The 22,125-nt window shown below is 63.1% G+C and carries 27 protein-coding genes and 1 pseudogene; 15 read left to right on the forward strand and 13 right to left on the reverse strand.

Annotation, left to right across the window (positions count from 1 at the left end):
• Positions 1–119, reverse strand: a pseudogene (locus tag NCN05_RS11120) (photosystem II D2 protein (photosystem q(a) protein)); the annotation flags it as partial.
• Positions 120–307: 188 nt separating this feature from the next.
• Here NCN05_RS11120 and NCN05_RS11125 point away from each other — a divergent pair.
• Complete coding sequence (locus NCN05_RS11125; RefSeq protein ID WP_115009215.1) at positions 308–844, forward strand: photosystem I assembly protein Ycf4; 537 nt, start codon at positions 308–310, stop codon at positions 842–844.
• A 4-nt stretch (positions 845–848) separates the two neighbouring features.
• Positions 849–1,520, forward strand: a complete 672-nt coding sequence (locus NCN05_RS11130) for a peptidylprolyl isomerase (protein WP_250398131.1) — start codon at positions 849–851, stop codon at positions 1,518–1,520.
• Between the two features lies 1 nt (position 1,521).
• On the opposite strand, the gene ilvN is transcribed toward NCN05_RS11130, so the two are convergent.
• Positions 1,522–2,052 carry an acetolactate synthase small subunit gene (gene ilvN, locus NCN05_RS11135; protein WP_011364939.1) on the reverse strand — a complete coding sequence of 177 codons (531 nt, stop codon included), beginning with the start codon at positions 2,050–2,052 and terminating at the stop codon, positions 1,522–1,524.
• Entirely contained in the window at positions 2,024–2,989 is a 966-nt protein-coding gene (locus tag NCN05_RS11140) for an alpha/beta fold hydrolase (protein WP_250398132.1), read from the reverse strand. Before NCN05_RS11140 ends, ilvN begins: the two co-directional genes overlap by 29 nt.
• 37 nt (positions 2,990–3,026) lie before the next feature.
• Here NCN05_RS11140 and NCN05_RS11145 point away from each other — a divergent pair, with 37 nt between their 5' ends.
• From NCN05_RS11145 to NCN05_RS11165, 5 genes are read left to right on the forward strand one after another with little or no spacing between them, the layout of a single operon-like run.
• Positions 3,027–4,157: a N2,N2-dimethylguanosine tRNA methyltransferase gene (locus tag NCN05_RS11145; RefSeq protein ID WP_250398133.1), complete on the forward strand. Its 1,131-nt coding sequence runs from the start codon at positions 3,027–3,029 to the stop codon at positions 4,155–4,157.
• A gap of 28 nt (positions 4,158–4,185) precedes the next feature.
• The gene (gene petM, locus NCN05_RS11150; protein ID WP_011364936.1) at positions 4,186–4,287 is read left to right on the forward strand and encodes a cytochrome b6-f complex subunit PetM; all 102 of its coding nucleotides are present in this window, start codon (positions 4,186–4,188) and stop codon (positions 4,285–4,287) included.
• 56 nt (positions 4,288–4,343) lie between these two features.
• A complete protein-coding gene (locus NCN05_RS11155; protein ID WP_250398134.1) occupies positions 4,344–5,306 on the forward strand; it encodes an NAD(P)H-binding protein in 963 nt (320 codons plus the stop codon).
• A gap of 53 nt (positions 5,307–5,359) precedes the next feature.
• Complete coding sequence (locus NCN05_RS11160) at positions 5,360–5,575, forward strand: DUF8669 family protein (RefSeq protein ID WP_114988609.1); 216 nt, start codon at positions 5,360–5,362, stop codon at positions 5,573–5,575.
• Positions 5,575–6,402 (forward strand): methyltransferase domain-containing protein, encoded by an 828-nt coding sequence (locus tag NCN05_RS11165; RefSeq protein WP_250398135.1) that lies wholly within the window; start codon positions 5,575–5,577, stop codon positions 6,400–6,402. The genes NCN05_RS11160 and NCN05_RS11165 overlap by 1 nt, the downstream gene beginning before the upstream one ends.
• On the opposite strand, the gene NCN05_RS11170 is transcribed toward NCN05_RS11165, so the two are convergent.
• A complete protein-coding gene (locus NCN05_RS11170) occupies positions 6,335–6,997 on the reverse strand; it encodes a pseudouridine synthase (RefSeq protein ID WP_250398136.1) in 663 nt (220 codons plus the stop codon). The genes NCN05_RS11165 and NCN05_RS11170 overlap by 68 nt on opposite strands.
• Before the next feature lie 201 nt (positions 6,998–7,198).
• Between NCN05_RS11170 and infA the strand changes: the two genes are divergently transcribed.
• The gene (infA, locus tag NCN05_RS11175) at positions 7,199–7,468 is read left to right on the forward strand and encodes a translation initiation factor IF-1 (RefSeq protein ID WP_006041809.1); all 270 of its coding nucleotides are present in this window, start codon (positions 7,199–7,201) and stop codon (positions 7,466–7,468) included.
• 12 nt (positions 7,469–7,480) lie between these two features.
• Here the strand turns inward: infA and trxB are convergent, their stop codons facing one another.
• The 3 genes from trxB to NCN05_RS11190 form a co-directional block, all read right to left on the reverse strand.
• Positions 7,481–8,863, reverse strand: a complete 1,383-nt coding sequence (gene trxB, locus NCN05_RS11180) for a thioredoxin-disulfide reductase (protein ID WP_250398137.1) — start codon at positions 8,861–8,863, stop codon at positions 7,481–7,483.
• A gap of 107 nt (positions 8,864–8,970) precedes the next feature.
• Positions 8,971–9,219 carry a DUF8673 family protein gene (locus NCN05_RS11185; protein ID WP_250398138.1) on the reverse strand — a complete coding sequence of 83 codons (249 nt, stop codon included), beginning with the start codon at positions 9,217–9,219 and terminating at the stop codon, positions 8,971–8,973.
• Between the two features lie 96 nt (positions 9,220–9,315).
• Complete coding sequence (locus NCN05_RS11190; RefSeq protein ID WP_250398147.1) at positions 9,316–10,800, reverse strand: DEAD/DEAH box helicase; 1,485 nt, start codon at positions 10,798–10,800, stop codon at positions 9,316–9,318.
• A 45-nt stretch (positions 10,801–10,845) separates the two neighbouring features.
• On the opposite strand from NCN05_RS11190, the gene NCN05_RS11195 reads away from it, so the two are divergent.
• Entirely contained in the window at positions 10,846–11,079 is a 234-nt protein-coding gene (locus tag NCN05_RS11195; RefSeq protein ID WP_136975370.1) for a hypothetical protein, read from the forward strand.
• Positions 11,080–11,127: 48 nt separating this feature from the next.
• Here the strand turns inward: NCN05_RS11195 and NCN05_RS11200 are convergent, their stop codons facing one another.
• A complete protein-coding gene (locus tag NCN05_RS11200; protein ID WP_250398139.1) occupies positions 11,128–11,706 on the reverse strand; it encodes an EF-1 guanine nucleotide exchange domain-containing protein in 579 nt (192 codons plus the stop codon).
• A 124-nt stretch (positions 11,707–11,830) separates the two neighbouring features.
• Between NCN05_RS11200 and NCN05_RS11205 the strand changes: the two genes are divergently transcribed.
• The 4 genes from NCN05_RS11205 to NCN05_RS11220 are packed head-to-tail and all read left to right on the forward strand — an operon-like array spanning position 11,831 to position 15,718.
• A complete protein-coding gene (locus NCN05_RS11205; RefSeq protein WP_250398140.1) occupies positions 11,831–12,970 on the forward strand; it encodes a Re/Si-specific NAD(P)(+) transhydrogenase subunit alpha in 1,140 nt (379 codons plus the stop codon).
• Positions 12,970–13,266, forward strand: coding sequence for an NAD(P) transhydrogenase subunit alpha part 2 (locus tag NCN05_RS11210; RefSeq protein ID WP_011364925.1), 297 nt, complete (start codon positions 12,970–12,972; stop codon positions 13,264–13,266). The genes NCN05_RS11205 and NCN05_RS11210 overlap by 1 nt, the downstream gene beginning before the upstream one ends.
• Positions 13,266–14,687: an NAD(P)(+) transhydrogenase (Re/Si-specific) subunit beta gene (locus NCN05_RS11215; RefSeq protein WP_115161301.1), complete on the forward strand. Its 1,422-nt coding sequence runs from the start codon at positions 13,266–13,268 to the stop codon at positions 14,685–14,687. Before NCN05_RS11210 ends, NCN05_RS11215 begins: the two co-directional genes overlap by 1 nt.
• Positions 14,687–15,718 carry an alpha/beta fold hydrolase gene (locus NCN05_RS11220; RefSeq protein WP_250398141.1) on the forward strand — a complete coding sequence of 344 codons (1,032 nt, stop codon included), beginning with the start codon at positions 14,687–14,689 and terminating at the stop codon, positions 15,716–15,718. Before NCN05_RS11215 ends, NCN05_RS11220 begins: the two co-directional genes overlap by 1 nt.
• 35 nt (positions 15,719–15,753) lie before the next feature.
• On the opposite strand, the gene NCN05_RS11225 is transcribed toward NCN05_RS11220, so the two are convergent.
• Positions 15,754–16,749, reverse strand: coding sequence for a fatty acid desaturase (locus tag NCN05_RS11225; RefSeq protein ID WP_250398142.1), 996 nt, complete (start codon positions 16,747–16,749; stop codon positions 15,754–15,756).
• Between the two features lie 89 nt (positions 16,750–16,838).
• On the opposite strand from NCN05_RS11225, the gene NCN05_RS11230 reads away from it, so the two are divergent.
• Positions 16,839–17,114, forward strand: coding sequence for a hypothetical protein (locus NCN05_RS11230; protein WP_250398143.1), 276 nt, complete (start codon positions 16,839–16,841; stop codon positions 17,112–17,114).
• A 7-nt stretch (positions 17,115–17,121) separates the two neighbouring features.
• Here the strand turns inward: NCN05_RS11230 and NCN05_RS11235 are convergent, their stop codons facing one another.
• Positions 17,122–17,484 (reverse strand): (2Fe-2S) ferredoxin domain-containing protein, encoded by a 363-nt coding sequence (locus NCN05_RS11235; RefSeq protein WP_250398144.1) that lies wholly within the window; start codon positions 17,482–17,484, stop codon positions 17,122–17,124.
• Positions 17,485–17,486: 2 nt separating this feature from the next.
• Positions 17,487–18,734 carry a 1-deoxy-D-xylulose-5-phosphate reductoisomerase gene (locus NCN05_RS11240; protein WP_115081898.1) on the reverse strand — a complete coding sequence of 416 codons (1,248 nt, stop codon included), beginning with the start codon at positions 18,732–18,734 and terminating at the stop codon, positions 17,487–17,489.
• A gap of 79 nt (positions 18,735–18,813) precedes the next feature.
• Here NCN05_RS11240 and NCN05_RS11245 point away from each other — a divergent pair, with 79 nt between their 5' ends.
• Entirely contained in the window at positions 18,814–20,133 is a 1,320-nt protein-coding gene (locus tag NCN05_RS11245) for a sodium-dependent transporter (protein WP_250398145.1), read from the forward strand.
• 21 nt (positions 20,134–20,154) lie between these two features.
• On the opposite strand, the gene NCN05_RS11250 is transcribed toward NCN05_RS11245, so the two are convergent.
• Both NCN05_RS11250 and cysS read right to left on the reverse strand, forming a co-directional pair.
• Positions 20,155–20,382 carry a hypothetical protein gene (locus tag NCN05_RS11250; protein WP_115132925.1) on the reverse strand — a complete coding sequence of 76 codons (228 nt, stop codon included), beginning with the start codon at positions 20,380–20,382 and terminating at the stop codon, positions 20,155–20,157.
• Between the two features lie 35 nt (positions 20,383–20,417).
• A complete protein-coding gene (cysS, locus tag NCN05_RS11255; protein WP_250398146.1) occupies positions 20,418–21,899 on the reverse strand; it encodes a cysteine--tRNA ligase in 1,482 nt (493 codons plus the stop codon).
• Positions 21,900–22,125 lie beyond the last annotated feature (226 nt).

Here is a 22,125-nt window from a genome sequence, read left to right on the forward strand (position 1 = left end):
GCCGTTGGGAGAAGAAGGATGCCGGACCAGCCGACAAAAACGAAGCGGTCGCGCTTGAGCCAGTCATCGAGGACGTCAAACCATCCCCGCTGTGGCGCGCGTCCTACAGCGATCGTCATGAGAGGTGAACGGTGCGGAAAGCCGCAGGCTGTGGGATACGCCGCGACCTTAACAATCTTCACGCGACCTGCGGGGCTGATTTGTGTGAGCTGAAACGCCCTGTATCGCTCTGTTTCTTAGGGATTTTTTCCTATTTTGTCGTCGGGGCCTTTCTGCGGTCACAATGGCGCTTCGTTCTGGCTGGGTCATGTCCGCAGCAGTGCTCGAGCAACCCGTGCTCGGCTCCCGTCGTCTCTCGAATTTTCTGGTGGCTTCGGCCGTCACGATTGGGGGCGTGGGCTTCCTTCTGGCTTCGCTCTCGAGCTACCTCGGTCGCGACCTGCTCCCCTTGGGGCACCCCGCTGCGCTGGTGTTCGTGCCCCAGGGACTGGTGATGGGCTTGTACAGCCTGGCTGCGGCGTTGCTGGCCACTTACCTCTGGTACGTGATCGCCGTGAACGTTGGCGGCGGCAGCAATCGCTTCGATAAAGATGCCGGCGTGGTGACCATCAGCCGCCGTGGTTTCCGCAAACCCGTTCTGGTGGAAATTCCGCTTAAAGACGTCAAGGCGGTGAAGGTGGAGGTGCGCGATGGCTTCAATGCGCGCCGCCGCGTCGCCCTGAGAATCCAGGGACGCCGTGACATGCCGCTCACCCGCGTTGGTGAACCGCTTCCTCTGGCTCAGTTGGAGAAGGACGGTGCTGAACTGGCCCGCTTCCTTGGCGTCAACCTTGAGGGTCTTTGATCCGATGCGTCGTCTTCGTTCCTGGGCGCTGTTGCTGCTCATCCCGTTGTTGGTGAGTTGCAGCCCTTCCCCGCGCGCTTCGGTGGTGACCGGTTGTGCTGATGCTCAGGCGGCCTGCCTGCAGGGCCTGGCAACCGTCACCATGCAGACGAGCCAGGGCGAGTTCACGATTCAAGTGAACGGCGATGCCGCACCCCTCACCTCCGGCAATTTCATCGATCTTGTGCGGCGCGGCACCTACGACGGCACCGTGTTCCACCGCGTTGTTCGCGAGCCCGTTCCCTTTGTGGCGCAGGGGGGCGATCCGCAATCCAGTGATCGATCGGTTCCCCTGGGGCAGCTCGGTACCGGCAGTTTTGTGGATCCCGACAACGGCCAGGCGCGGATGATCCCGCTTGAGATCAAGTTCCGATCCGAGCCGCAGCCCCGCTACAGCAGGGTCAGCACCAATCCGGCAGAACTTGATGGCCTGGAGTTGACCCATGAGCGTGGAGCGGTGGCCATGGCCCGCTCCCAGGCTCCTGACTCCGCCAGCGCCCAGTTCTATGTGGCCTTGCGTCCCTTGCCGGAACTCGACGGACGTTATGCCGTCTTCGGCCGTGTGGTGGACGGCATGGAGGTGGTGGATGCGATCCAGCAAGGAGATCGCATCACCAAGGCTGCGATAACGCAGTAACTCAGGCCGGCACCCGGCTTTGGCTGGGAGACACCTTGAGCATTTCGGTGTTCACGCCTGAGGCCCGCTCCAGGGCCACCTTGCCGGTGCGGGCGATTTCGAGAATGCCGAAGGGGGCCATTAACCGTTCAAGGGCCACCAGCTTTCCGGGATCCCCCACCACTTCCAGGGTCAGGGCTTCATCGGCCACGTCCACAACCTTGGCCCTGAACACCTGAACGAGTTCGATCACGGCGCCCCGGGATGCTGCCGGTGCTGAAACTTTGAGCAGCATCAGCTCCCGTTCCACGGCCGGGCGCTGGGTCAGGTCGAGCACCTGAAGCACATTCACCAGCTTGTCCAACTGTTTGGTCATCTGCTGGAGCGTCTGGTCATCGCCCTCCACCACCATGGTCAGGCGAGATTGCCCTTCGGCCTCTGCTGGGCCGACAGCCAGGCTGTCGATGTTGAAGCCGCGTCGGGCGAAGAGTCCTGCGATCCGGCTGAGTGCGCCGGATTCGTCTTCAACCACCACCGAAAGGGTGTGTTTCATCGCCGCTGGTCGTCCCCTGCCGGTCTGGTCCTCCCAAGTTACGGTCCAGCCAGGGCAACAACACAGCCAGGAAGCGATCAGGCGCTTCGTCATGGGGGCAGTGGCCGCAGCGATCCAGCACCTTCAGCTCGAGTTCTGGGTGGCTGGCGGCCACGGATTCCCCGATGGCCAGGGGCACAAATCGATCCTGACGGCCCCAGATCAGCAGCATGGGCCCCCGCAGTTGCTCGAGCAGGGCTGGGGCGGTGGCGCCTCGGGGACGGTTGGCCATCCCCAGGCTCATGCCCCGCAGGGCCCGGGCTGCTGTGGGGCGCCGGGCAGGACGGGCGATCAGCTGCAGCAGCTCCGGGTCGGATTGGATCGACTGACAGTAGGCCCCCTGAAGCCCGGCTTTGAGCAGGCCCGTGCGCGCGATCAAGGGCACCACAAGTTCAAGTGGGAGCACGTGCAGCACCAGGGCGAGCAGGCGCCGCTGCCAACGCCGCCGCCAGGGCGCCCGTCGTTTCGGCAGCGGTTGAATCAGGGCAGGGTCCGGCAGGGGCGCGGCGACCACCGCCCGCACCCGGTTCGGCGCCAGCACCGCCGCGGTGAGTGCGGTCAGGCCCCCCAGGGAATTGCCGATCACCACCGCTGGCCCTTGCACCACCTGGTCGAGGAAGGCGCACACCTGCAGGGCCCAGAGCCGGTTGTCCATCGGCCGCGCCGGCTGGGCGGATTGGCCGAAACCCAGCAGGTCCAGGCTGTAGACCCGCCAGCCCTGGTCAGCCAGGCGAGGCGCGCAGTGGCGCCAGTGTCCGCTGGCGGCGCCGAACCCGTGCAACAGCAGCAGGGCAGGGCCGGCTTCAGGGCCGCTGACCCGCCAGTGGCAGGGCCAGCTCCTCCACTGCCAGGTGCTCTGGACACCCCACTCGGCAGTCTGGACAGCAGCAGGCGGCACCCTTCTGACCTCAACCGATCATCACTATCGCGAAGGTTTGGCTCAGCTCAGCCTTGGCCCAGGCTTTTTCAGGCCTGAGTCGCGTCCGGCCCGGGACCTTTCGGTGTTGCTGGCCCGTCACCAAAGCCTCCACGCAACGCGCCCCCTGCGCTGGCTTGATCTGATGGCCGGTTGCGGGATTAGGGCCCTGCGCTGGGGGTTGGAGGCGCTGGCCAACCCGGCCGTTGAAACGGAGCTCTGGATCAACGATGGGGATCCCGACCGGCTGCCGCTGATCCAGGCCAATGCGGCGGGGCTGGGGTGTTCAACCCGGCTCACGGCTGAGGCTGCAGACCTGCTGCTGCACCGCTCGATTGTTGAGCGCCACTGGTTCGATTTCATCGACCTTGATGCCTTTGGTGCTCCTGGGCCTCTAATCCAGCCGGCCCTTCAGGCTCTGCGCTTTGACGGCCTGTTGTTTCTGGCCTCCACGGATGGTCGGTCCCCCACCGGCCATGACCGGCCGGGCGCCATCCGCAGCCTTGGGGCTGCCGCTCGCGCCCATCCTTCCAGCTGGGAAATGGCCCTGCGGCAGCAGATCGGGCTGGTGGCGCGGCAGGCCTGGATGCTCGGCCGTGGACTGCAGCCGCTGTTCAGCTTCAGTGAAGGCCGCACCTTTCGCCTCGCCCTACGCCTGCGGCGCCAAATCCCCGCGGGCGATGAACAGAAGCTGGGGCTGGTGGCCCGTTGCGAATGCTGCGGAGCCCAGCGGGTGCAGCCCCTGCTCAAGCTCAGCGGCTGGCCCGCCTGTGATTGCGTGGCTGGGCGGGGGCGCTGGAGCATCAGCGGCCCGCTGTGGATCGGTCCCTTGCAGGAGCCGAAGGTGTTGCAGCAGCTGATTGCCGAGGCTCAACAGCTGGGGCGTCAGCAGATCAGCTCCGCCACCCTTCGATTGATGCAGCGCCTGCAGGCGGATCCCGGCGATCGCCCCACGGTCTGGCCCACCGATGAGTTGGCCCGACGGCTGGGCATCGGCGGCCCAGCAGCTGTTGAGCCATTGGTGCAGGCGCTCCAGGCGGCGGGTTATTGCGCCAGTGCCAGTGGCGTCATGCCTGGCCAGGTGCGAACTGATGCGGAACTACCGCAGCTGTTACAGATCTGCGCCAGCCTGCGGGGGGAAGGGATTTAAATGGGCAGGTGATCGCTTTGCCCAGACCATGGCTGCTGAGATTTTTGGAACTGCTGCGATCTTCTGGGTCTTGATTCCCGTCGGCCTCGCTGGTGGTGCTCTGCTGCTGAAACTGCAGGGCGACGACTGAAGCAGTCGCTTTGGTACTGGGGCCATTAGGCTCCACCCTTCGTGAGGAAGGCTCCGATGCAAGTGCTTGTGGTGGGTGGCACCGGCACCCTGGGACGACAGATTGCCCGTCGTGCCCTTGATGCCGGTCACCAGGTGCGCTGCATGGTGCGGACCCCCCGCAAGGCTGCCTTTCTCCAGGAATGGGGTTGTGAGCTGACCCGGGGTGACTTGTTGGAGCCCGACAGCCTCGATTACGCCCTCGAGGGCATGGATGCCGTGATCGATGCATCTACCAGCCGCCCCAACGACCCCCGCAGCATCTACGAAACGGATTGGGACGGAAAGCTCAATCTGCTCCGGGCCTGTGAGCGGGCAGAGGTGAAGCGTTTTGTCTTTCTCTCGCTGCTGGGCGCGCATCAGCACCGCAACGTTCCCTTGATGGACATCAAGGCCTGCACGGAGAAGCTGCTGGAGTCGTCAGATTTCGACTACACGATCCTGCAGGGCGCCGCCTTCATGCAGGGGGTGATCAGTCAGTTCGCCATTCCTGTTCTGGAGAGCCAGACCGTGTGGGTCAGTGGCAGCCCCACGGCCATTGCCTACATGAACACCCAGGACATGGCCCGCTTCGCCGTCGCGGCACTCGAGCGGGAAGAAACTGTGCGTGGCACCTACCCGGTCGTTGGCCCCAAGGCCTGGAACACCGGCGAACTGGTGCAGCTCTGTGAACGCTGCAGTGGCAAGACAGCCCGCGTGTTTCGTGTGCAGCCCGTCCTGATAAACCTGATGCAGGGAGTGGCGTCCTTCTTTGAACCCGCAGTCAACGTGGCGGAGCGTTTGGCTTTCGCTGAGGTCACCGGCAGCGGTCAGACCCTGGATGCCCCCATGCAGAACAGTTACGCCGCTTTCGGTCTTGAGGCCTCGGAGACCACGGATATGGAGGGCTACATCGGTGAGTACTACGACACGATCCTGAAGCGCCTGCGCGAGATGGAGGCTGATCTCGACAAGGACGCGAAGAAAAAGCTGCCCTTCTGAACCTTGATCCCTCTTGGTTCTTTTGTACTATCGCCTCAATTGATCCAGTTCTGATGGCTGTCGCTCAGCTCAAAAATCTGCAGCGGCGTCTGCAGTTGTTGTCAGATGAGGCGGAACAAGGCCTCAACCGCGTCTGTGGCCATGAGCTGTGGAAGTCGGTGGGCCCTGACGCGGTGGATGGTGTGGAGGACCCCGACCGACGGGCTGAGGCCAACTACTGGTACGGCCAGTGGAATGTGGTGCGTGAGCTGCAGGAGGCGATCGGCTGATGGCGGAATCGTGTTGTTCGTCCCCAGTGCCCCAGTCTCTGGATCAAACCCAGGCTGTGGAAGCCCGCTATGGGGCTGCTGCCCAAGAGCAGGAAGCCTGTCTTTGCACCCCGGTCGGCTTCGACCCTGCCCTGCTCAAGGTGATTCCTGATGCTGTCGTTGAGAGGGATTACGGCTGTGGTGACCCAACCCGCTGGGTGAAGCAGGGGGATCGCGTGCTCGACCTGGGCAGCGGCAGCGGCAAAAACGCCTTCATCTGCAGCCAAATTGTTGGGGCATCCGGCCGCGTCACCGGTGTGGACCGCAACGCCGACATGCTGGCCTTGTCGCGTGAAGCCATCCCGGTTGTTGCTTCAGCTGTGGGATTCGACAACGTCCGTTTTGTTGATGGGGCCATCGAAGCCCTGGATGCCCCCACGGCAACGGGTGAACCCCTGATCGCTGACGGTTCGATCGATGTGGTGCTGAGCAACTGTGTGCTCAACCTCGTGAACCCGTCGGCACGCGACAGGCTCCTGGGCAACATTCGCCGGGTGCTGGCCCCCGGTGGTCGCGTTGCCATCAGCGACATCGTTTGCGATCAGGAGGTGCCCCTGCGTTTGCAGCAGGACCCTGATCTCTGGAGCGGCTGCATCAGCGGCGCCTGGCAGGAGCAGGCCTTCCTCGAGGCATTCGAAGCTCTTGGCTTTGAGCAGGTTCGCTACGCCGATCGCAGTGAGCAGCCCTGGCGTGTGGTGGAGGGCATTGAATTCCGGGCGGTCACCCTCGTCGGTGCCCTCCCCGCTGATGTCCTCCCCGCTGAGCACCAGCGCTCGAGCTGCTGCTGATCAGGCGGTTGAGCCGTTCCTGTTCAGCTGCGGTCACCGCACGCCAACTGCCGGGTTGAAGGTCCGTGAGGTCCAGCGGTGGTCCGTTGTCCATCAGATCGATGCAGCAACGCACCAGGCGCAACGTCGGCAGGCCAACAGCCGCCGTCATCCGGCGCACCTGCCGGTTGCGCCCCTCGGTGAGGGACAGCTGCAACCAACTGGTGGGAATCGCAGCGCGATAACGAATCGGAGGTGTTCGTTCGGGCAACTGTGGCTGGTCTTGGCCCTGAAGCCAGAGCGCTTTCGCCGGCAAGGTGCGGCGCCCCTGAACCACAACGCCATCGCAGAGCTGTTGCAGTTGAGTGTTGTTGGGAGTGCCTTCCACCTGCGCCCAGTAGCTGCGCCAGTGGCCAACTCGAGGGTCGGTGAGGCGCTGTTGCAGTCGGCCGTTGCTGGTGAGGATCAGCAACCCTTCGCTGTCGGCATCGAGTCGACCCGCGGCGTACACCTGGGGCACATCAACAAAGTCACTCAGGCAACGCCAGCGGCTTCCCTCCTCCGGCGTGAATTGACTCAAAACCCCGTAGGGTTTATTCAGCAGCAGCGTCGTCAAGTCAGCTTGCGTTTTCGCGCATCCTCCATAGGTTGACCACGCCAATGGAGATCAACAGCAGGCCGAGATCCAGGCTCAACGGGGGGAGAATCACGGCAGGAGGATGTGTGTCGGCGTTGGAGCCTAAGTGCTGTGTTGCCTCTGCGGGGTGCAAGTGGCCTTCTAAACTGACTGCAGCAAGACAGAACTGGCCACCAGCGCATGATCGAAACCTCGGGCGTGATCGAGAAGGAACAGGGCAACGGGTTCTATCTGGTCACCCTCGAGCAGCCTGCTGGCCATCAATGCCTCTGCAGAGCCGCTGGAAAGCTCACCAAGTTCCGGATCAAATTGCTCGCGGGTGACAAGGTGCTGGTGGAGATCAGCCCCTACGACCTCACCCGCGGCCGCATCACCTACCGCGAGCGCAATGCCGGTGCTCCCGGCGGGCGTCCCGGCGGCAACCGCCCCGGTGGACCGCGCCGCCGCTGAGGGCTGTCGCCCTCAGGCAGCAGCCTGAAGGCAAGCTTCAATCGCAGCTTTGAATTCACTGCGCTGCTTCACGCCGCGCCACTGCTTCACCATGGCCTTGTTGTGGAACAGCTGCACCGTGGGTGTGCCGTTCACTCCGGCCTGTTCAGCGATCTCCTGATCGGCTTCGATGTCGATCACAACGGCTTGGGCGGATCCATCCAGTTCTTCAATCACTCGTTGCAACTGGGGTTTCAGCACGTGGCAAGGTCCACAACTCGGTGAGGTGTAAATCACCAGCAGCGGCTTGGCGCTGTCGTGATACAGCTTGCGCAGGGCAAAGCTCCCTTTCTGCCAAAGCCCTTGGGGGTCGTAGGTGGCTTCCGTGGTGACATCCACATTCACAGGACGTTCCGCCACCGCTGGCTCCACCTGCTCACGCTGCACCCGGGTGGCCAGGTTGTGGTGACTCAGCCAGCGCTCCGCTGCCAAGGCCGCCTTGCAGCCGCTGCCAGCTGCGGTGATGCCCTGTCGCCATTCGGCATCGGCCACATCGCCGGCCGCGAAGACGCCTTCAATGGACGTTTCCGGTCGTCCGGGTTGCGTTGTCAGGTAACCCTTGTCGTCCAGATCGATTTGCCCCTGAAGCAGATCGGTGTTGGGGGTGTGGCCGATGGCATAGAAGAGCCCCTTAACGGCGATGGTGGATGAACTGGCCTCGATGCGATTGCGCAGGGTCATCGACTGCATCCAGTCGTCCCCGCTCACGTCCTCGATCTCACTGTTCCAGTGCACCGTGATCGCGTCGTTGGCCAACACCCGATCAGCCATCGCGGCACTGGCGCGGAGTTTGTCGGAGCGCACCACCAGATGCACATGGCTTCCGTACTTGGTGAGGTACACCGCCTCCTCGCAGGCGGAGTCGCCGCCGCCCACCACGGCGAGTTCCTCATTGCGGAACTGCGGTGTGGCGCCGTCACAGATCGCACAGGCACTGATGCCTTTGCTCCAGAAGGTTTGCTCCGAGGGAAGTTGGAGGCGGTTGGCACTGGCGCCGGTGGCGATCACCAGGGCGTGGGTGCGGATGGTCTGTCCCTCGACCTCAATGCGGTAGGGCTTGGAGCTCAGATCAATGCTGTCCGCATCTGCTTCCAGCAGGTGGGTGCCCCAACGCACCGCCTGGGACTTCATCAGGTCCATCAGGTCGGGCCCGAGCACACCATCAGGGAAGCCCGGAAAATTCTCCACATGGGTGGTGGTCATCAGCTGGCCACCGGGGATGCCACCGCGTTGGAACCCAGTGATCAGCAGCGGTTGAAGGTTGGCCCGTGCTGCGTAGATGGCGGCTGTGTACCCGGCTGGCCCTGACCCAACGATGACCAGGTTTTCGATGTGATCCGTACCGGCTTGACCCACCTCTTAAGCGAACTGACTATGAGTTAAATCTAAAGCCCTGCTGGAAGCCGACGTGAGCGAAGGCTTGGAAATGAATGAATGAGATTTAGAATAATTTAAGAAAAACTTCAGATTTCAACTTGTGAGTCGTTGGAGCTGGGGTCGTGAATTGGACGCCGTTTGCTCGGGTTGAGCGGAGCTGCCAAAACATTGGCCTCAAGCATCTCCACGTTTTCGCCGATGCATGTGATCCATTCGCAGAATTCTTGCGTTATCGCATAACTGTCTTCATAGCGCTCTTCCTTGTCCAGGACTGCGATGCGCGTGGATGCCCAGCCCGTTGCAACGACGATCCGGCGTTCCATTGCGGCGTCCATGACTGTCTCCTCGATGTTGATCAGGTTGGCGGATCGGGGGTCCCTTTCAGCCCTCCATTTGCACAAATTCGCATTTTCCTCTGGCCAATGCTGTGCTCAGCGCTGCAAAAAAGCGGGCAATTCGGGCGTTTTCAGCCGGATCACAGCGCCGGCTCCGTCCTCCACCGCTTCCAGGGGAAGGCTCGGTCCGCGCCAGGCGCCAACCCCCGGCTGCTCGTCTTCGGCCTCCTGCTCCTGAGGCCGCAGCACGTAGGGCTCAGCCACCGACCATGAGCGGGCGTACTCCATCAGCAGTGGGTCTGCTGGAGCAAAGACGTAGGAGGCTTCCCTGGGAATGGCTTCACGGGCGGCCAGTTCAGGCGTCATCCGCACAGCCCGGGTGATGCCCTGCACAAACCGGCTCCGAGTCACCACGGTGGTCAGGTAGGCCACCACCCGCAGACGTGGCGCATCAAAGCCCTCCGCGCACATGTCGATGCTCACCAGCCAATCGGCGTCACCGCTTTGGAAGGCGTTCAAGCGCTCCGTGGCTTGTGGGCTCTGGGAATGGATCAACTCCACCCGGTTGCCGTCGTCCATCAACACCCGGCTGATGGCTTCGGCGTGGCTGATGTCGCGGGCGATCACAAGACCAGCAGCCTGCGGTTGTCGCTCACGCAACTGGTTCAGCTTCTGCTGGGCGCGCAGCAGCACCTGCTGGCCAATGCTGCTGCTGTCGGCCAGGCGAATGGCGCGCCGCAGGTTTCGCGCGCGCCAGCTTTCCCGTTGCTCCGCCGAGAGGGGGGAAACGTCGCGGTCGGGTTGGCCTTCGCGGCTGTGTTCCACCCAGCCGTCCTGAAAACGGAACTCCAGGGGGCGCACATCCCCTGCGGCGATCAAGTCCCTGGGTTCAACGCAGAGATCCGGTTGGATCTGCTCAACCCAACCGCCGTCATCGAGCCGCACCCGCATGCGCCGGGCGGCGCAGAACGCCAGGTTGTCGGCACGAAAGGGGGTGCCCGTGAGCCCCAGGCGCAGCCGCACGCTGCCTGTCAGCTCCAGAAAGGTCTGCCCCCAGGCGGTGGCATCCGGTTCGTCGGGATCAACGCCGAGATGGTGGGCCTCATCGGCGATCGCCATGCAGGCGCTCAGGCCCCATTGCTCGAGCCGTGCCCCCAGAGCCTCGCGCTGGCGACCGGCCCCCTGATAGGTCACCAGCAAGCCATCGGCGTCCTGGCTTTGCTCCGGCGGGCAGGGCCACTCCTCCAGCCGCAAGCCAAGACGCGCCGCGGCGGATTTCCACTGATTGAGGATTGAGGTCCGGTGGCAGAAGACCAGGAAATGGTCCAGTCGGCCTTGATCACGCATGGCGCGGAATCCCAGCAACGCTCCGAGGGTTTTGCCTGCCCCGGGGCCGGCAAACACCAGCAGGTCGCGGCTGCTGCCCTCGAGCTCGAGCCTGCGCCGCAGCAGCTGAATCAGCTGTTGCTGCCACTGCCTTGGTTGAACGTGTCTTGGTTGAACCTGCTTTTGCTGAACCTGGCGTGCCTGGGCCTCGTTCGTGGTTTGCCTGGCCGGGAGGTTGAAGCTGACGGCTGAGATATCACCTCCCGGGAAGATGAGTCTTTTTAACCATTCCTTTGCGCCGTGGCATCTCTACCGTCCGGCCATCAGCTCCATCGGGATCGGGTCCCGCCCATCGCCATGGCCCAACGTCGTTTCTTCAGCAGCCCCCTCGATCAGCAGCGCGACCAGCTCGATGGCTGCTGGCAACTCGAATGCGACATCGATCCGTTGATTCTTCGGGCCCGCGTCCTGCACCGCCGCGGAGAGGTGAACGGGGCCGCCGGCCTCGAACAGGAAGTGCTGCCGATCGTCTGATCCGGCAGCACGTCTTGGATTATCAGCGCTTGCTTTAGAGCGCCTGCTTCAGAGCGCTTCGGCGTGGTTGACCACCAGGTGCTCCACTTCCTTCAAGGCCTCCTCCGAGGCGGAGCGAGCTGCCGTGAAATCCCCCTTGGCGGTGTCCAGCAGCTGCTGAGCGAGCCGATCCAGCAGCTCCTCTTTGTGCTCCTCAAGCATCGCCACGATCTCGGTCTCCACCAAGGTGCGCACCGCCTGAATGCGCAGGTCGTCGTTTTCGGCCTCCGCGAAGGTGCCCTGCACGAGTTCCTGGATGAACAGGTGGTGCACCTCGCTGCTGCGCAGGAAGCTTTCCGTGGCGTTGATCATCCCGTCCACCAGGGTGCGATCGGGTTCGCTCTCGCCGTCGTTGAGCTTGAACTCCCAGTCGAGATGGCGTCGCTGCCAGCCGGCCGTGTGCAGGCTTGGCATCACGCTTTGCGAAAAGGTGTCGACGGAGATTTCATAAATCCGCTCCGCCAGCCGTTCACACCAGTCTTTGCCGTGCAACTGGAGGGTGGACTGCATGGTTTCCCGTTCAACGGCATGGCCACCGTGGTGGCTGTGGCAGAGGCCGTCCGGACACTCGATTGCGCTGAGACCCATGGGGAGCACAGAGGGTGCACTTCACGTAGCAAGAGCGACAGAACTGAGGGCCTTTCTTCAGGAAGGTTCCTGATCGGGAGAAGGCGACCTCGTAACCTCGCTTGGGTCGGTGGTTGTGTTCGCCTTGCCCAGACTTCTGATACCGGTGGAGTCGACACCGGGAGAAACCCGGGTCGCGGCAACGCCGGACACGGTCAAAAAATTCATCTCGTTGGGCTGCAGCGTCGCAGTCGAATGCGGAGCCGGTACCCCCTCCGGATACCTCGATGAGGCCTACGCCGAGCAGGGCGCAGATCTCATTGAGACGGGAGACACATCGGCCTGGAGTCAGGCCGACGTTCTTCTCTGCGTTCAATCGCCGAGCGCAGCCACCCTGGCCCGCCTGCGCCAGGGAGCGCTGGTGGTGGGTCTGCTGTCCCCCTACGCCAACGAAGAGCTGACCGCCGCCCTGAAGCGCAGCGGCCTTTCAGCCATGGCGCTCGAGCTGTTGCCCCGGATCAGCCGGGCGCAGTCCGCCGATGCGCTCTCCTCCCAGGCCAACATCGCGGGTTACAAGTCGGTGCTGCTGGCCTCCGCCGCGCTGGACCGTTACTTCCCGATGCTGATGACGGCGGCGGGCACCGTTCAGCCGGCCAAGGTGGTGATTCTTGGAGCCGGTGTGGCCGGCCTTCAGGCCGTGGCCACAGCGCGCCGTCTGGGTGCTGTGGTGTACGTCAGTGACATCAGACCTGCGGTGAAGGAGCAGGTGGAATCCCTCGGCGCCCGCTTCATTGAGCCCCCCGAGATGGAGGACAAGCCTTCGGAATCCGGTGGCTATGCCAAACAGGCCTCCGACGCCTTCCTGGCGGCCCAGCGTCAGCAGCTGTCGGATCAGCTGGCGGAGGCCGACGTGGCCATCTGCACCGCCCAGGTGCCTGGCCGCCGCGCTCCGCGTCTGATCAGCGAAGACATGCTCGATCGGATGCGCCCTGGTGCGGTGGTAGTGGATCTGGCCGTGGCCCAGGGCGGCAACTGTGCCGACACCGTTCCTGGTCAGACCGTGGATCGCAAAGGTGTGAAGCTGATCGGTGGTAACGACCTGCCCTGCAGCGTTCCCAATCACGCCAGTGCGCTCTACTCCCGCAACCTCGTGGCTCTGTTGGAGCCCACCCTGAAGGACGGCGTCCTCAGCCTTGATCCCGAGGATGAACTGATCGCCGGCTGTCTGATCGCCCAGGACGGCACCATCCGTCGTGGCGATGTCCTTACCCCAGGTGCCAACTGATGTTTGTTGAATTCCTCTGGGTTCTCCTGCTCGGCAGCCTGCTTGGGCTGGAGCTGATCGGCAAGGTTCCCCCCACCCTGCACACTCCCTTGATGAGTGGTGCCAATGCCATTTCGGGCATCACCGTGTTGGCAGCACTCACCGCCATTATCAAAGCCGGCGACAACACCGTGCTGTTGCTGCTCGGTTCCGTCTCGCTGGGCTTTGCCCTGTTCAACGTGATCGGGGGCTTCCTCGTGACCGATCGCATGCTGGCCATGTTCAGCCGCAAGCCTGCTCGCAAGGAGAACCGCTGATGTCTGACCTTCTCAAATACGCGATCGAGCTGGTTGCGGTTCTGCTGCTGGCTCTCGGCATCAAAGGTCTCTCCAAGGTGCGTTCCGCCAGGGGCGCCAACCAGCTGGCCGCTGTGGCCATGGGCCTTGCGGTGCTGGGTCTGCTGATCAACTACCTCGGCACCAGCGGCATCAGCATCGCCGCCTGGACCTGGATCATCGCCGGAACGTTGGTGGGTGGTGTGCTCGGCGCCATCACCGCCCAGCGGGTGCCGATGACCTCGATGCCGGAGACGGTCGCCCTCTTCAACGGCTGCGGTGGCATGTCGTCACTGCTGGTGGCTCTGGCTGCTGCGCTTTACCCGGCGGCCCTCGATGCGGCAGGCCCCGTGGCCGTGGTGTCGATCGTTGTCTCCGTGTTTGTGGGTGCGATCACCTTCACCGGCTCGATCGTGGCCATGGCGAAGTTGCAGGGTTGGCTGTCCACGCCGGCCTGGATGCAGAGCAAGGCGCGCCATGCCGTGAACATCGCGCTGGCGGTGGCATCCCTGGTGGGTGCCGTTGAGATGCTGCGCAACGCTGATTCGAGCACGGGCCTCTGGCTGCTGGTGGTGGCCTCCGGCCTGCTGGGAATCGGGGTGACGCTGCCGATCGGCGGCGCCGACATGCCCGTGGTGATCTCCCTGCTGAACAGCTATTCCGGTGTGGCTGCTGCCGCTGCCGGTTTCGTGGTGGGCAGCCAGTTGCTGATCGTGGCCGGCGCCATGGTTGGTGCTGCTGGCCTGATCCTCACCCAGGTGATGTGCAACGGCATGAACCGTTCCCTGGTGTCTGTGCTGTTCGGTGGCGCCCTGGGTGCCACGACCGCTGCAGGCGGTGGCGGCGGTGAATACACCAACATCACCAGCTGCAGTGTTGAGGAATGCGCCCTCACCCTCGAGGCCGCTGAACGGGTGGTGATTGTTCCGGGCTATGGCTTGGCCGTGGCTCAGGCCCAACACACGCTCAGGGAAGTGACGCGGGTGCTGGAGAGCGCTGGTATCGATGTGGCCTATGCCATTCACCCGGTGGCCGGTCGTATGCCGGGTCACATGAACGTGCTCCTGGCTGAGGCCGATGTGCCCTACGAGCAGCTGCAGGAGATGGATCAGATCAATCCAGAGTTCCCCGCCACCGACGTGGTGTTGGTGCTGGGTGCCAATGATGTGGTCAATCCCCAGGCCAAGAACGACCCCAATTCGCCGCTCTACGGCATGCCCGTTCTGGATGTGCAGGACGCCCGCACGGTGTTCGTGGTGAAACGGGGCATGAGCGCTGGCTACTCCGGCATCAAGAACGATCTGTTCGAGCTGGCCAACACCTCGATGCTGTTCGGCGATGCCAAGAAGGTGCTCGGCGATCTCCTGGTGGAACTCAAGGATCTGGGACTGGGCAAGAAGTGATGGCCCGCGGCGTGGATAACCCCCAGCTGCGGGAGCGGTTGGGGGTTCCGTCGTTTGAGCAGCGCTGGCCCTGGATCGGTGGCGACCTGCAAACCCTGCGCGACACCCTGCGCGAGGTGGATCTTCCCCACGATCAAGGGGTTCCGATTGAAATTCCCGTGCCAGCCCTGCCCAGTGGAGCGGCGGCGGCCGGGTCGTTGCTGGCCCTGCTCGATCAGCCGCAAGGAGACCCCAAGGGCCTGGTTTTGCTGCTCCATGGCCTGGGGGGATCCAGTTCTCGGGAGGGCCTGAGGCGGATGGGTGTGGCGCTCCAGGCCGCCGGTTTTGCGGTGCTGCGCCTCAACCTGCGCGGTGCTGATCCAGGCCGCCACCTTGCGGGTGGCACCTATGCAGCACGCTGCAACAGCGATCTGCTGCCGGTGATTGCCTGGGCCCGAAGCTTGGCGGCGGGTCGCCCACTGCTGGGGGCAGGCATCTCCCTGGGCGGCACGATGCTGCTCAACGCCGCTCTGGCTTCCCCCGGCGTGCTTGATGGCCTCTTCTGTGCCAGCAGTCCCCTGGATCTGGCGGCCTGCAGCGCCTCGATCGAGCGACCGCGCAATCGGGTCTACCAACGCTGGCTGCTCAAGCGGTTGGTGCGTCAGACCCTGGCAGATCCCTTTGGGGTGAGCTCCGACGAGGAAGCCAAGCTGCAGGCGACGCCCCCCCGTTCGATTCGTGAGTTCGACAGTGCCGTGACGGCTCCCCGCTGGGGGTTTGCGGATGTGGAGGCCTACTACCGCGAGGCTTCACCCCTGCAGCATCTGGTGCCCGCCTGCAAAGCGATGCCGCCCACCTTGCTGCTGCAGGCCCTGGATGATCCCTGGGTTCCTGCTTCCTCTGCAATGGATCTCGCAGAAGCGCTGCCGCCGGAGGCTGCGATTCGCACCTTGTTCACGCCACAGGGAGGGCATAACGGCTTCCATGGCCGCGACGGCTGCTGGGGCGACCAGCTGGCGGCGGCCTGGCTCAGGGACGTTGTTGCTGGCTAAGCCGTGATCCCCACTTGTTGTGGGTCCCTCGCGCTTCAGTAGTAGAAGGCCCGATCGCTGGGGTTCTGGTACACAGCACCACCGCAGCGTGTGGCGATCCTCCACAGCGCCTTATGGATGGGTGTGGAGTCGTAGCGCACCAGCTCAGGAAACCTCTGCCTCAGCAGTTGGGTTCCACGCCAGGCGTTGTAATGCGGAATCGATGAATTCACGTGATGGCACACGTGGGTTGAACCGATTCCATGGTGCAGCAGGTTGAGGATGGGCCCGTAGGGACGATCAACCGTTTGCAGGGCTCCCTTCGACCACGTCCAGGTTTCGTTGGAGAAGTGAGGGATATCGGTGTTGGTGTGCTGCAGCCAGGTGTAGGTGGTCAGCCACATGTTGATCACCAGGTAGGGCAGGCCGTAGACGCACAGCACACGGAGCAGGGAAAACTGCACTGCGGCGATGAACAACAGGGCAACCATGGCGAGCAATCCCAGGTTGGATCGCAGCATCCACTTGCCGAATGACTGCGGGAAAAGACGGCGTTTGCCGTTGAAATTGCGCTTGCGATTCCAGAAATGAGAGGTGGGGGAGTCGTAGTCTTCGCCGCCGGTGGCGCCCAGGAAGAGATAAAGCTGCCAGCCAATCACGAGGTGATTGAACAGAGAAATGATCCCGAAGACGGTGGGATTCAACCTCTGCTTGAGCTGTTCGGTGGTTCGTCCCATCGGTGACGTTGCGCGCGGCGGAACATGGGTTTCTCCCTGTTCCAGGTGATTGCAGTGGGCGTGGTGCACCGCATGGCTGTGGCCCCAGCTGTAGTACGGCACCAGCAAAATGCTGTGCAGCACAAAGCCCACAACGCCTTCAACCCGGCGGTTGGGGTGGAAGGCGTGATGGCCGCACTCATGGGCGATCACCCAGCAGCCCATCGCGATGGTGCCGGTGATCACGCCGTAGAGGAGCCAGAGGGGGATGGCGGCTGCCGAAATCGGAAGAAGGGTTCCCAGGCCGACGGCCAGAAGCGAAAGCCCAGCAGACATGGCCAGACTCGCCCACGACTTCGCTGGGCTCAGCTTGGAGAGCTCTGCTGGCAAGGCGCTGAGCAGCTCAGCCTTGCTCGGGTAGAAGATTGATTCAGCGCTGTCTTCAGGGGCTGGATTTGCGGGTCGGTTCGCTGTTGCAAATGCCAAATGGAAGCCTCAAGACAAGCGCCCATCTGTTGGCGCTTAAGGTTTTCATCATAATTGCCTGGGCTGCGACCTGTGGGCGCATGGTGCTCAAGATCTCCATGGCAATTGTTCGGATTTCGTTGTTTGGAATTCCGGCTGGATTTCAAGTTCCTTTTGCTCAGAGTTACTTCTCTTGGGTGCAAATTGAGCCTTTCGCTAATGCTTTGCTGGATTGATTTGGGATCAAATTTCGTCTGAAGGGGCGCCACTGGTTGTCTCGAATGGTGTTCTTTTGAGAATCCATTCTTCAACGGGTTGTTGGCCGATGATGTGTTGTTCGATGATTCTTTTGACGCGATCAGGCGAAACGTCGGCGTACCAAATTCCGTCTGGCCAGACCAGAAGAATCGGCCCTCGTTCGCATACTCTGAGGCAATCGGCTTTGCTGCGCAGAACAATTCCCTCCGGGCGTTCCGTTTTTTCGAGATTCAGTTCGCGAACAACGCTCTTCAGTTCATTCCAGGTTTGTGCCCCAAGCGCTGAATCGCAGCATTTGGCTTTGGTGGCGGTTGCGCAGAGAAGGAGGTGATGGCTGACCCGTTGCATGCCTAAGCGGCGAGCGCTCCCATGGGCAAACGGGTCACGCCGCGGTTCACCTGTTCCCGCACGGCGGTTCGCGCCCACTGATCCACCCGCAGCACGTCGTCCAACTGGGGTTGGGCCATCAGATCGGGTTTATGACGCTCGCAGGCGGCCTCGATCACGGCTGGGATGTCGAGGAAATGAATCTTCTCCTCGAGGAACTGCGCCACGGCTTCCTCGTTGGCAGCATTCATCACCGCAGGCATGGTGCCGCCGGCGCGTCCGGCGGCGTAGGCCAGCTCCATGCAGGGGTACTTGGCGGGATCGGGGGCCCGGAAGCTGAGCTGACCCACTTCCGTGAGATCCAGTCGCCGCCATGGCGTCTCCAGGCGAGAGGGCCAGCTGAGGCAGTAGAGGATCGGCAGCTTCATGTCGGGCCAGCCCAGTTGGGCCAGCACGGAGGAATCCGCCAGTTCGATCATCGAATGGATGATGCTCTGCGGATGGATCACGATCTCGATGTGGTCGTAATCCAGGCCGAACAGGTAATGGGCTTCGATCACCTCCAGCCCCTTGTTCATCAAGGAGGCGGAATCCACGGTGATCTTGCGGCCCATGCTCCAGTTGGGGTGACTGGTGGCATCGGCCACGGTGGCCTTTTCAAGGTCGGCGGCCGTCCAGTCACGGAAGGCGCCGCCGGAGGCTGTGAGCTGAATCCGGCGCAGCCCCGGTGTGGGCACGCCGGTGGAGAGGCGTGCGTTTTCAGCCCAGGGGGTTCCCTGCAGGCACTGGAAAATTGCTGAGTGCTCCGAATCCGCCGGCAGCAGACGGCTGCCGCTCTTCTTCAGCTCCGGCAGCACCACGGGGCCGGCTGCAATCAGCGTTTCCTTGTTCGCCAGAGCCAGGTCTTTGCCGGCGCGGATCGCCGCCAGGGTCGGCAACAGACCGGCGCAACCAACAATGCCCGTCACCACCAGGTCGGCGCTGTCCCAGGCGGCAGCAACGTTGAGACCATCAGCACCTCCCACCAGCTGGGGTGCATCAGCGCCTGTGACGCCGGCATCCTGCAGACGCTCCTGCAGTTCGGGCAGGAGATCGGCATCGGCCAGGGCCACCACCTCAGGGCGATGCCGCTGAACTTGGTCAACCAAAAGCTTCAGGTTGCGGCCGGCCGTGAGGGCCACAACGCGGAACTGCTCTGGAAACTCCTCAGCGATCTGGAGGGTCTGGGTGCCGATCGAACCGGTGGATCCCAGCACGCTGATGGCTTTCATGCTGTTCCGGCAGTTGCGACAAGTCTCCCACCAGGACCGTTGAACGCTGGCAAGCTGGCGGACAGCTTGTGGAGAGCGCATGGCGAAGGAACAGTGGCGATCGGGCCTGGGGTTTGTACTTGCAGCTGCGGGCAGTGCCGTGGGTCTGGGCAATCTCTGGGGCTTTGCCTACCGCGCCTCCCAGGGAGGTGGCGGCGCCTTCCTGCTGCTCTACGTGGTGATTGTGCTGTTGGTCTGCCTGCCGGTGCTGGTGGGCGAAATGGTGCTGGGGCGCAGCACCGGCCAAAGCCCCCTGCTCGCGCCAGTGGCGGCCGCCGGTCGCCGTTGGCAGCCGATGGGCTGGCTGTTCGTGCTGGCGGCCAGTGGAATCCTGGCCTTCTATGCCGTGTTGATGGGCTGGACCGGGGCCACCCTGGTGCAGACCCTCACCCAGGGGCTCCCGGCGGATATCGCTTCAGCGGAAGCCTTTTTCGCAGGCCTCAGTGGCGGCCGCTCCGCCTTGATCGGCCAGCTGCTCAGCCTGGTGGCGACTGCTGCTGTGGTGGCGGCCGGCGTGCGCGGAGGCATTGAGCGGTTGTCCCGATGGGGGCTGCCGCTGTTGTTTGTGCTGCTGATTGGCCTTGCCGTATGGGCCGCTGGTCTTGATGGGGCCTCGGAGCGCTATCGCACCTTCCTGCTCCGCTGGGACAACAGCCAGCTGCAGGACCCCACCACGATTCGCAATGCCTTCACCCAGGCCTTCTTCTCGATTGGCACGGGCATCGGCTGCATCCTGGCCTATTCGGCCTACCTGAGCCGGCGCGCCCACCTGCCGCGGGAAGCCGTGGCGGTGGTGGGGATGGACACCGCTGTGGGCTTGCTGGCCGGCATGGTCACCTTCCCCGTGGTGATGAGCTTTGGCCTCCAGGATGTGATCAGTGGCTCCACCCTGGGCACGATCTTCATCGCGCTGCCCACGGGCCTGGGCTCGCTGGGCGCCACAGGTCAGCTGGTGGCGGTGCTCTTTTTTGCTCTGGCCCTGATTGCAGCGATCACCTCAGCGGTGTCGCTGTTGGAGGTGCCGGTGGCCTGTTTGATCGATCGCCTGGGGTGGAGCCGCTCCCGGGCCGTCTGGGTGTCCGCGGCGTTGATCTTTGTGGCCGGTCTTCCAGCGGCCACCTCCATGGAGGTTCTCGGCTGGATGGATTCCGTGTTCGGGGGCCTGCTGCTGATTCTGGGGGGCTTGCTCCTGGCCCTGTTGCTGGGTTGGGTGCTTCCCGCCCGTTTTCAGGAGGAGCTCAGCCATTCGGGGAGCCCGATCTGGCTGCAGCGCTTTCTGCTGGTGATGCTGCGCTGGATTTCGCCGCCAGTGATCGCCGTTGGTCTGGTGATCAGCGTGATTGATCTGATCCCCAGCTGAGGGGATTCACCTGGCGAGTGCCTACGGCTGATCCGAGGAATTGAGCATGGATTCCATCTTGCGAATCCTCTGCAGCATCTTGTCCCACACCTCTGCTTTCCAGGCTTGCTCCGCATCGCCCGTGGACGCGGCCAGTTGCTTCTGAGTCGTGAGCTTCGCCTCAAGATCCTCGCCGGCATCAAGGGCCTTCATCAGCTCCATCTCGAGCTTGGCGGTTTCCATGAAGTTCAGCTTCTTCAGCCAGAGCATGGGGAGCAACAGGATCGGGGTTCAGTCTGCCGGGATCAGGCGCGGATCCACTCCGTCACCCCGCCGGGTTTGTCGATCAGCTCCACCCCTTGGGCGGCGAGCTCTCCCCGGATCCGGTCGGCCTCGGCGTAATCCTTCGCTGCTTTGGCTGCCTTGCGCGCCGCAATGGCTGCATCAATGGCGCCGTCGTCGAGGCTGGTGGCGGCTTCCGCTTCTGAGCGCAGTCCCAGCACCGCCCCCAGGTGTCGCAGCAGCTGCCAACGCCCCTCCAGATCCTTCAACTCCGGCTCAGGCAGGGCGGCGTCATCCCCCCGTTCCAGCCGATTGGCGAGGGCCCGCAGGGGCTTGGCCAGATCGAACAGCACGGCCAGTCCGCCCGAGCTGTTCAGGTCATCGTCCATGGCGCTGATGAAGCGTTGTTCGAGCTCCACCAGAGCGGTGTCGACTGGACCTCCATCGGCCGTGATGGCGCCCTCTGTGAGCGGTGCGGCCGTGCTCCAGCCGAGACTCGCGCCGTGGCGATCGCCAAGGCTCAGGGCTGCATTCAGACCCTTCCAGCCGGTGGCTGCGGCCTCAAGGGCCTCGGCGGTGAAATCAAGGGGTTTGCGGTAGTGGGCCTGCAGCACAAACAGGCGCAGGGTCATCGGCGAGATTCCACTGTCCAGCAAGGCGCGGATGGTGGTGAAGTTGCCGAGCGATTTGGACATCTTGGTGCCACCGACATTGACCATGCCGTTGTGCATCCATAGCTTCGCCAGGGTTGTGCCGTTGGCGGTTTCCGATTGAGCAATCTCGTTTTCGTGGTGCGGGAACACCAGATCTCCGCCACCGAGGTGAATGTCAATGGTTTGCCCCAGTTCCTGGCGCACCATCGCTGAGCATTCGATGTGCCAGCCCGGGCGGCCTGGCCCCCAGGGGGATTCCCAGCTGGGTTCTCCGGCTTTGGCCCCCTTCCACAGGGCGAAATCAAAGGGATGACGCTTGCGGCTTTCCTCTCCATCAGCGGTTCGACCGCTGGCTCCTTGCTGCTGGTCGTTGGGGTCGCGGCCGCTGAGCTTGCCGTAGTTCTTGGCCTTCGAAATGTCGAAGTAGACATCACCGTCTGAGCTGTAGGCGGCTCCTTTGGATTCCAGTTCGCTGATCAGTGTCTGGATGCCTTCGATGCAGCCGGTGGCCCGAGGCATTCGGTCGGCCGGCAGAATATTTAGACGCCCCATGTCGACCTCGAACGCTTCGATATTGCGGTCGCTCACCGCCTGCATCGTGATGCCCTCCTCATTGGCGCGGTTGAGGATCTTGTCGTCGATGTCGGTGTAGTTCTGGACGTAGGTGACGTTGTACCCGCGCCAGATCAGATAACGGCGCAGAACATCCCAGTTGATGTAGCTGCGGGCATGGCCCAGGTGGCAGAGGTCGTAGACCGTCACGCCGCAGCAATAAATGCTTGCTTTGCCCGCGGTGAGGGGCTCGAACGCTTCGGTGCGGCTGGTGAGGCTGTTGGTGAAGCGCAGGGACACAGCTGATCATTCAGAGCCGCCAAGGCTAAAGCCTGGTCTTGAAAGCTTTGTCAGGAACTGGTGCTGTTATCCCCCCCCTTTCAGCTGGCTTTGAATTATTTGTTTGGTTTTCGGGTCGCTCCCAGAGTTTTGAGCTCTTGCTACAAAAAAATTACTCTCTGAATTCGTAATGGCAAATCACGCTACTGGCCCTGCTCCCGGCCCTGCTCCCGGCCCTGCTCCCGGC

The organism is Synechococcus sp. MU1651 (assembly GCF_023630635.1).
Taxonomy (GTDB): Bacteria; Cyanobacteriota; Cyanobacteriia; order PCC-6307; family Cyanobiaceae; genus Parasynechococcus.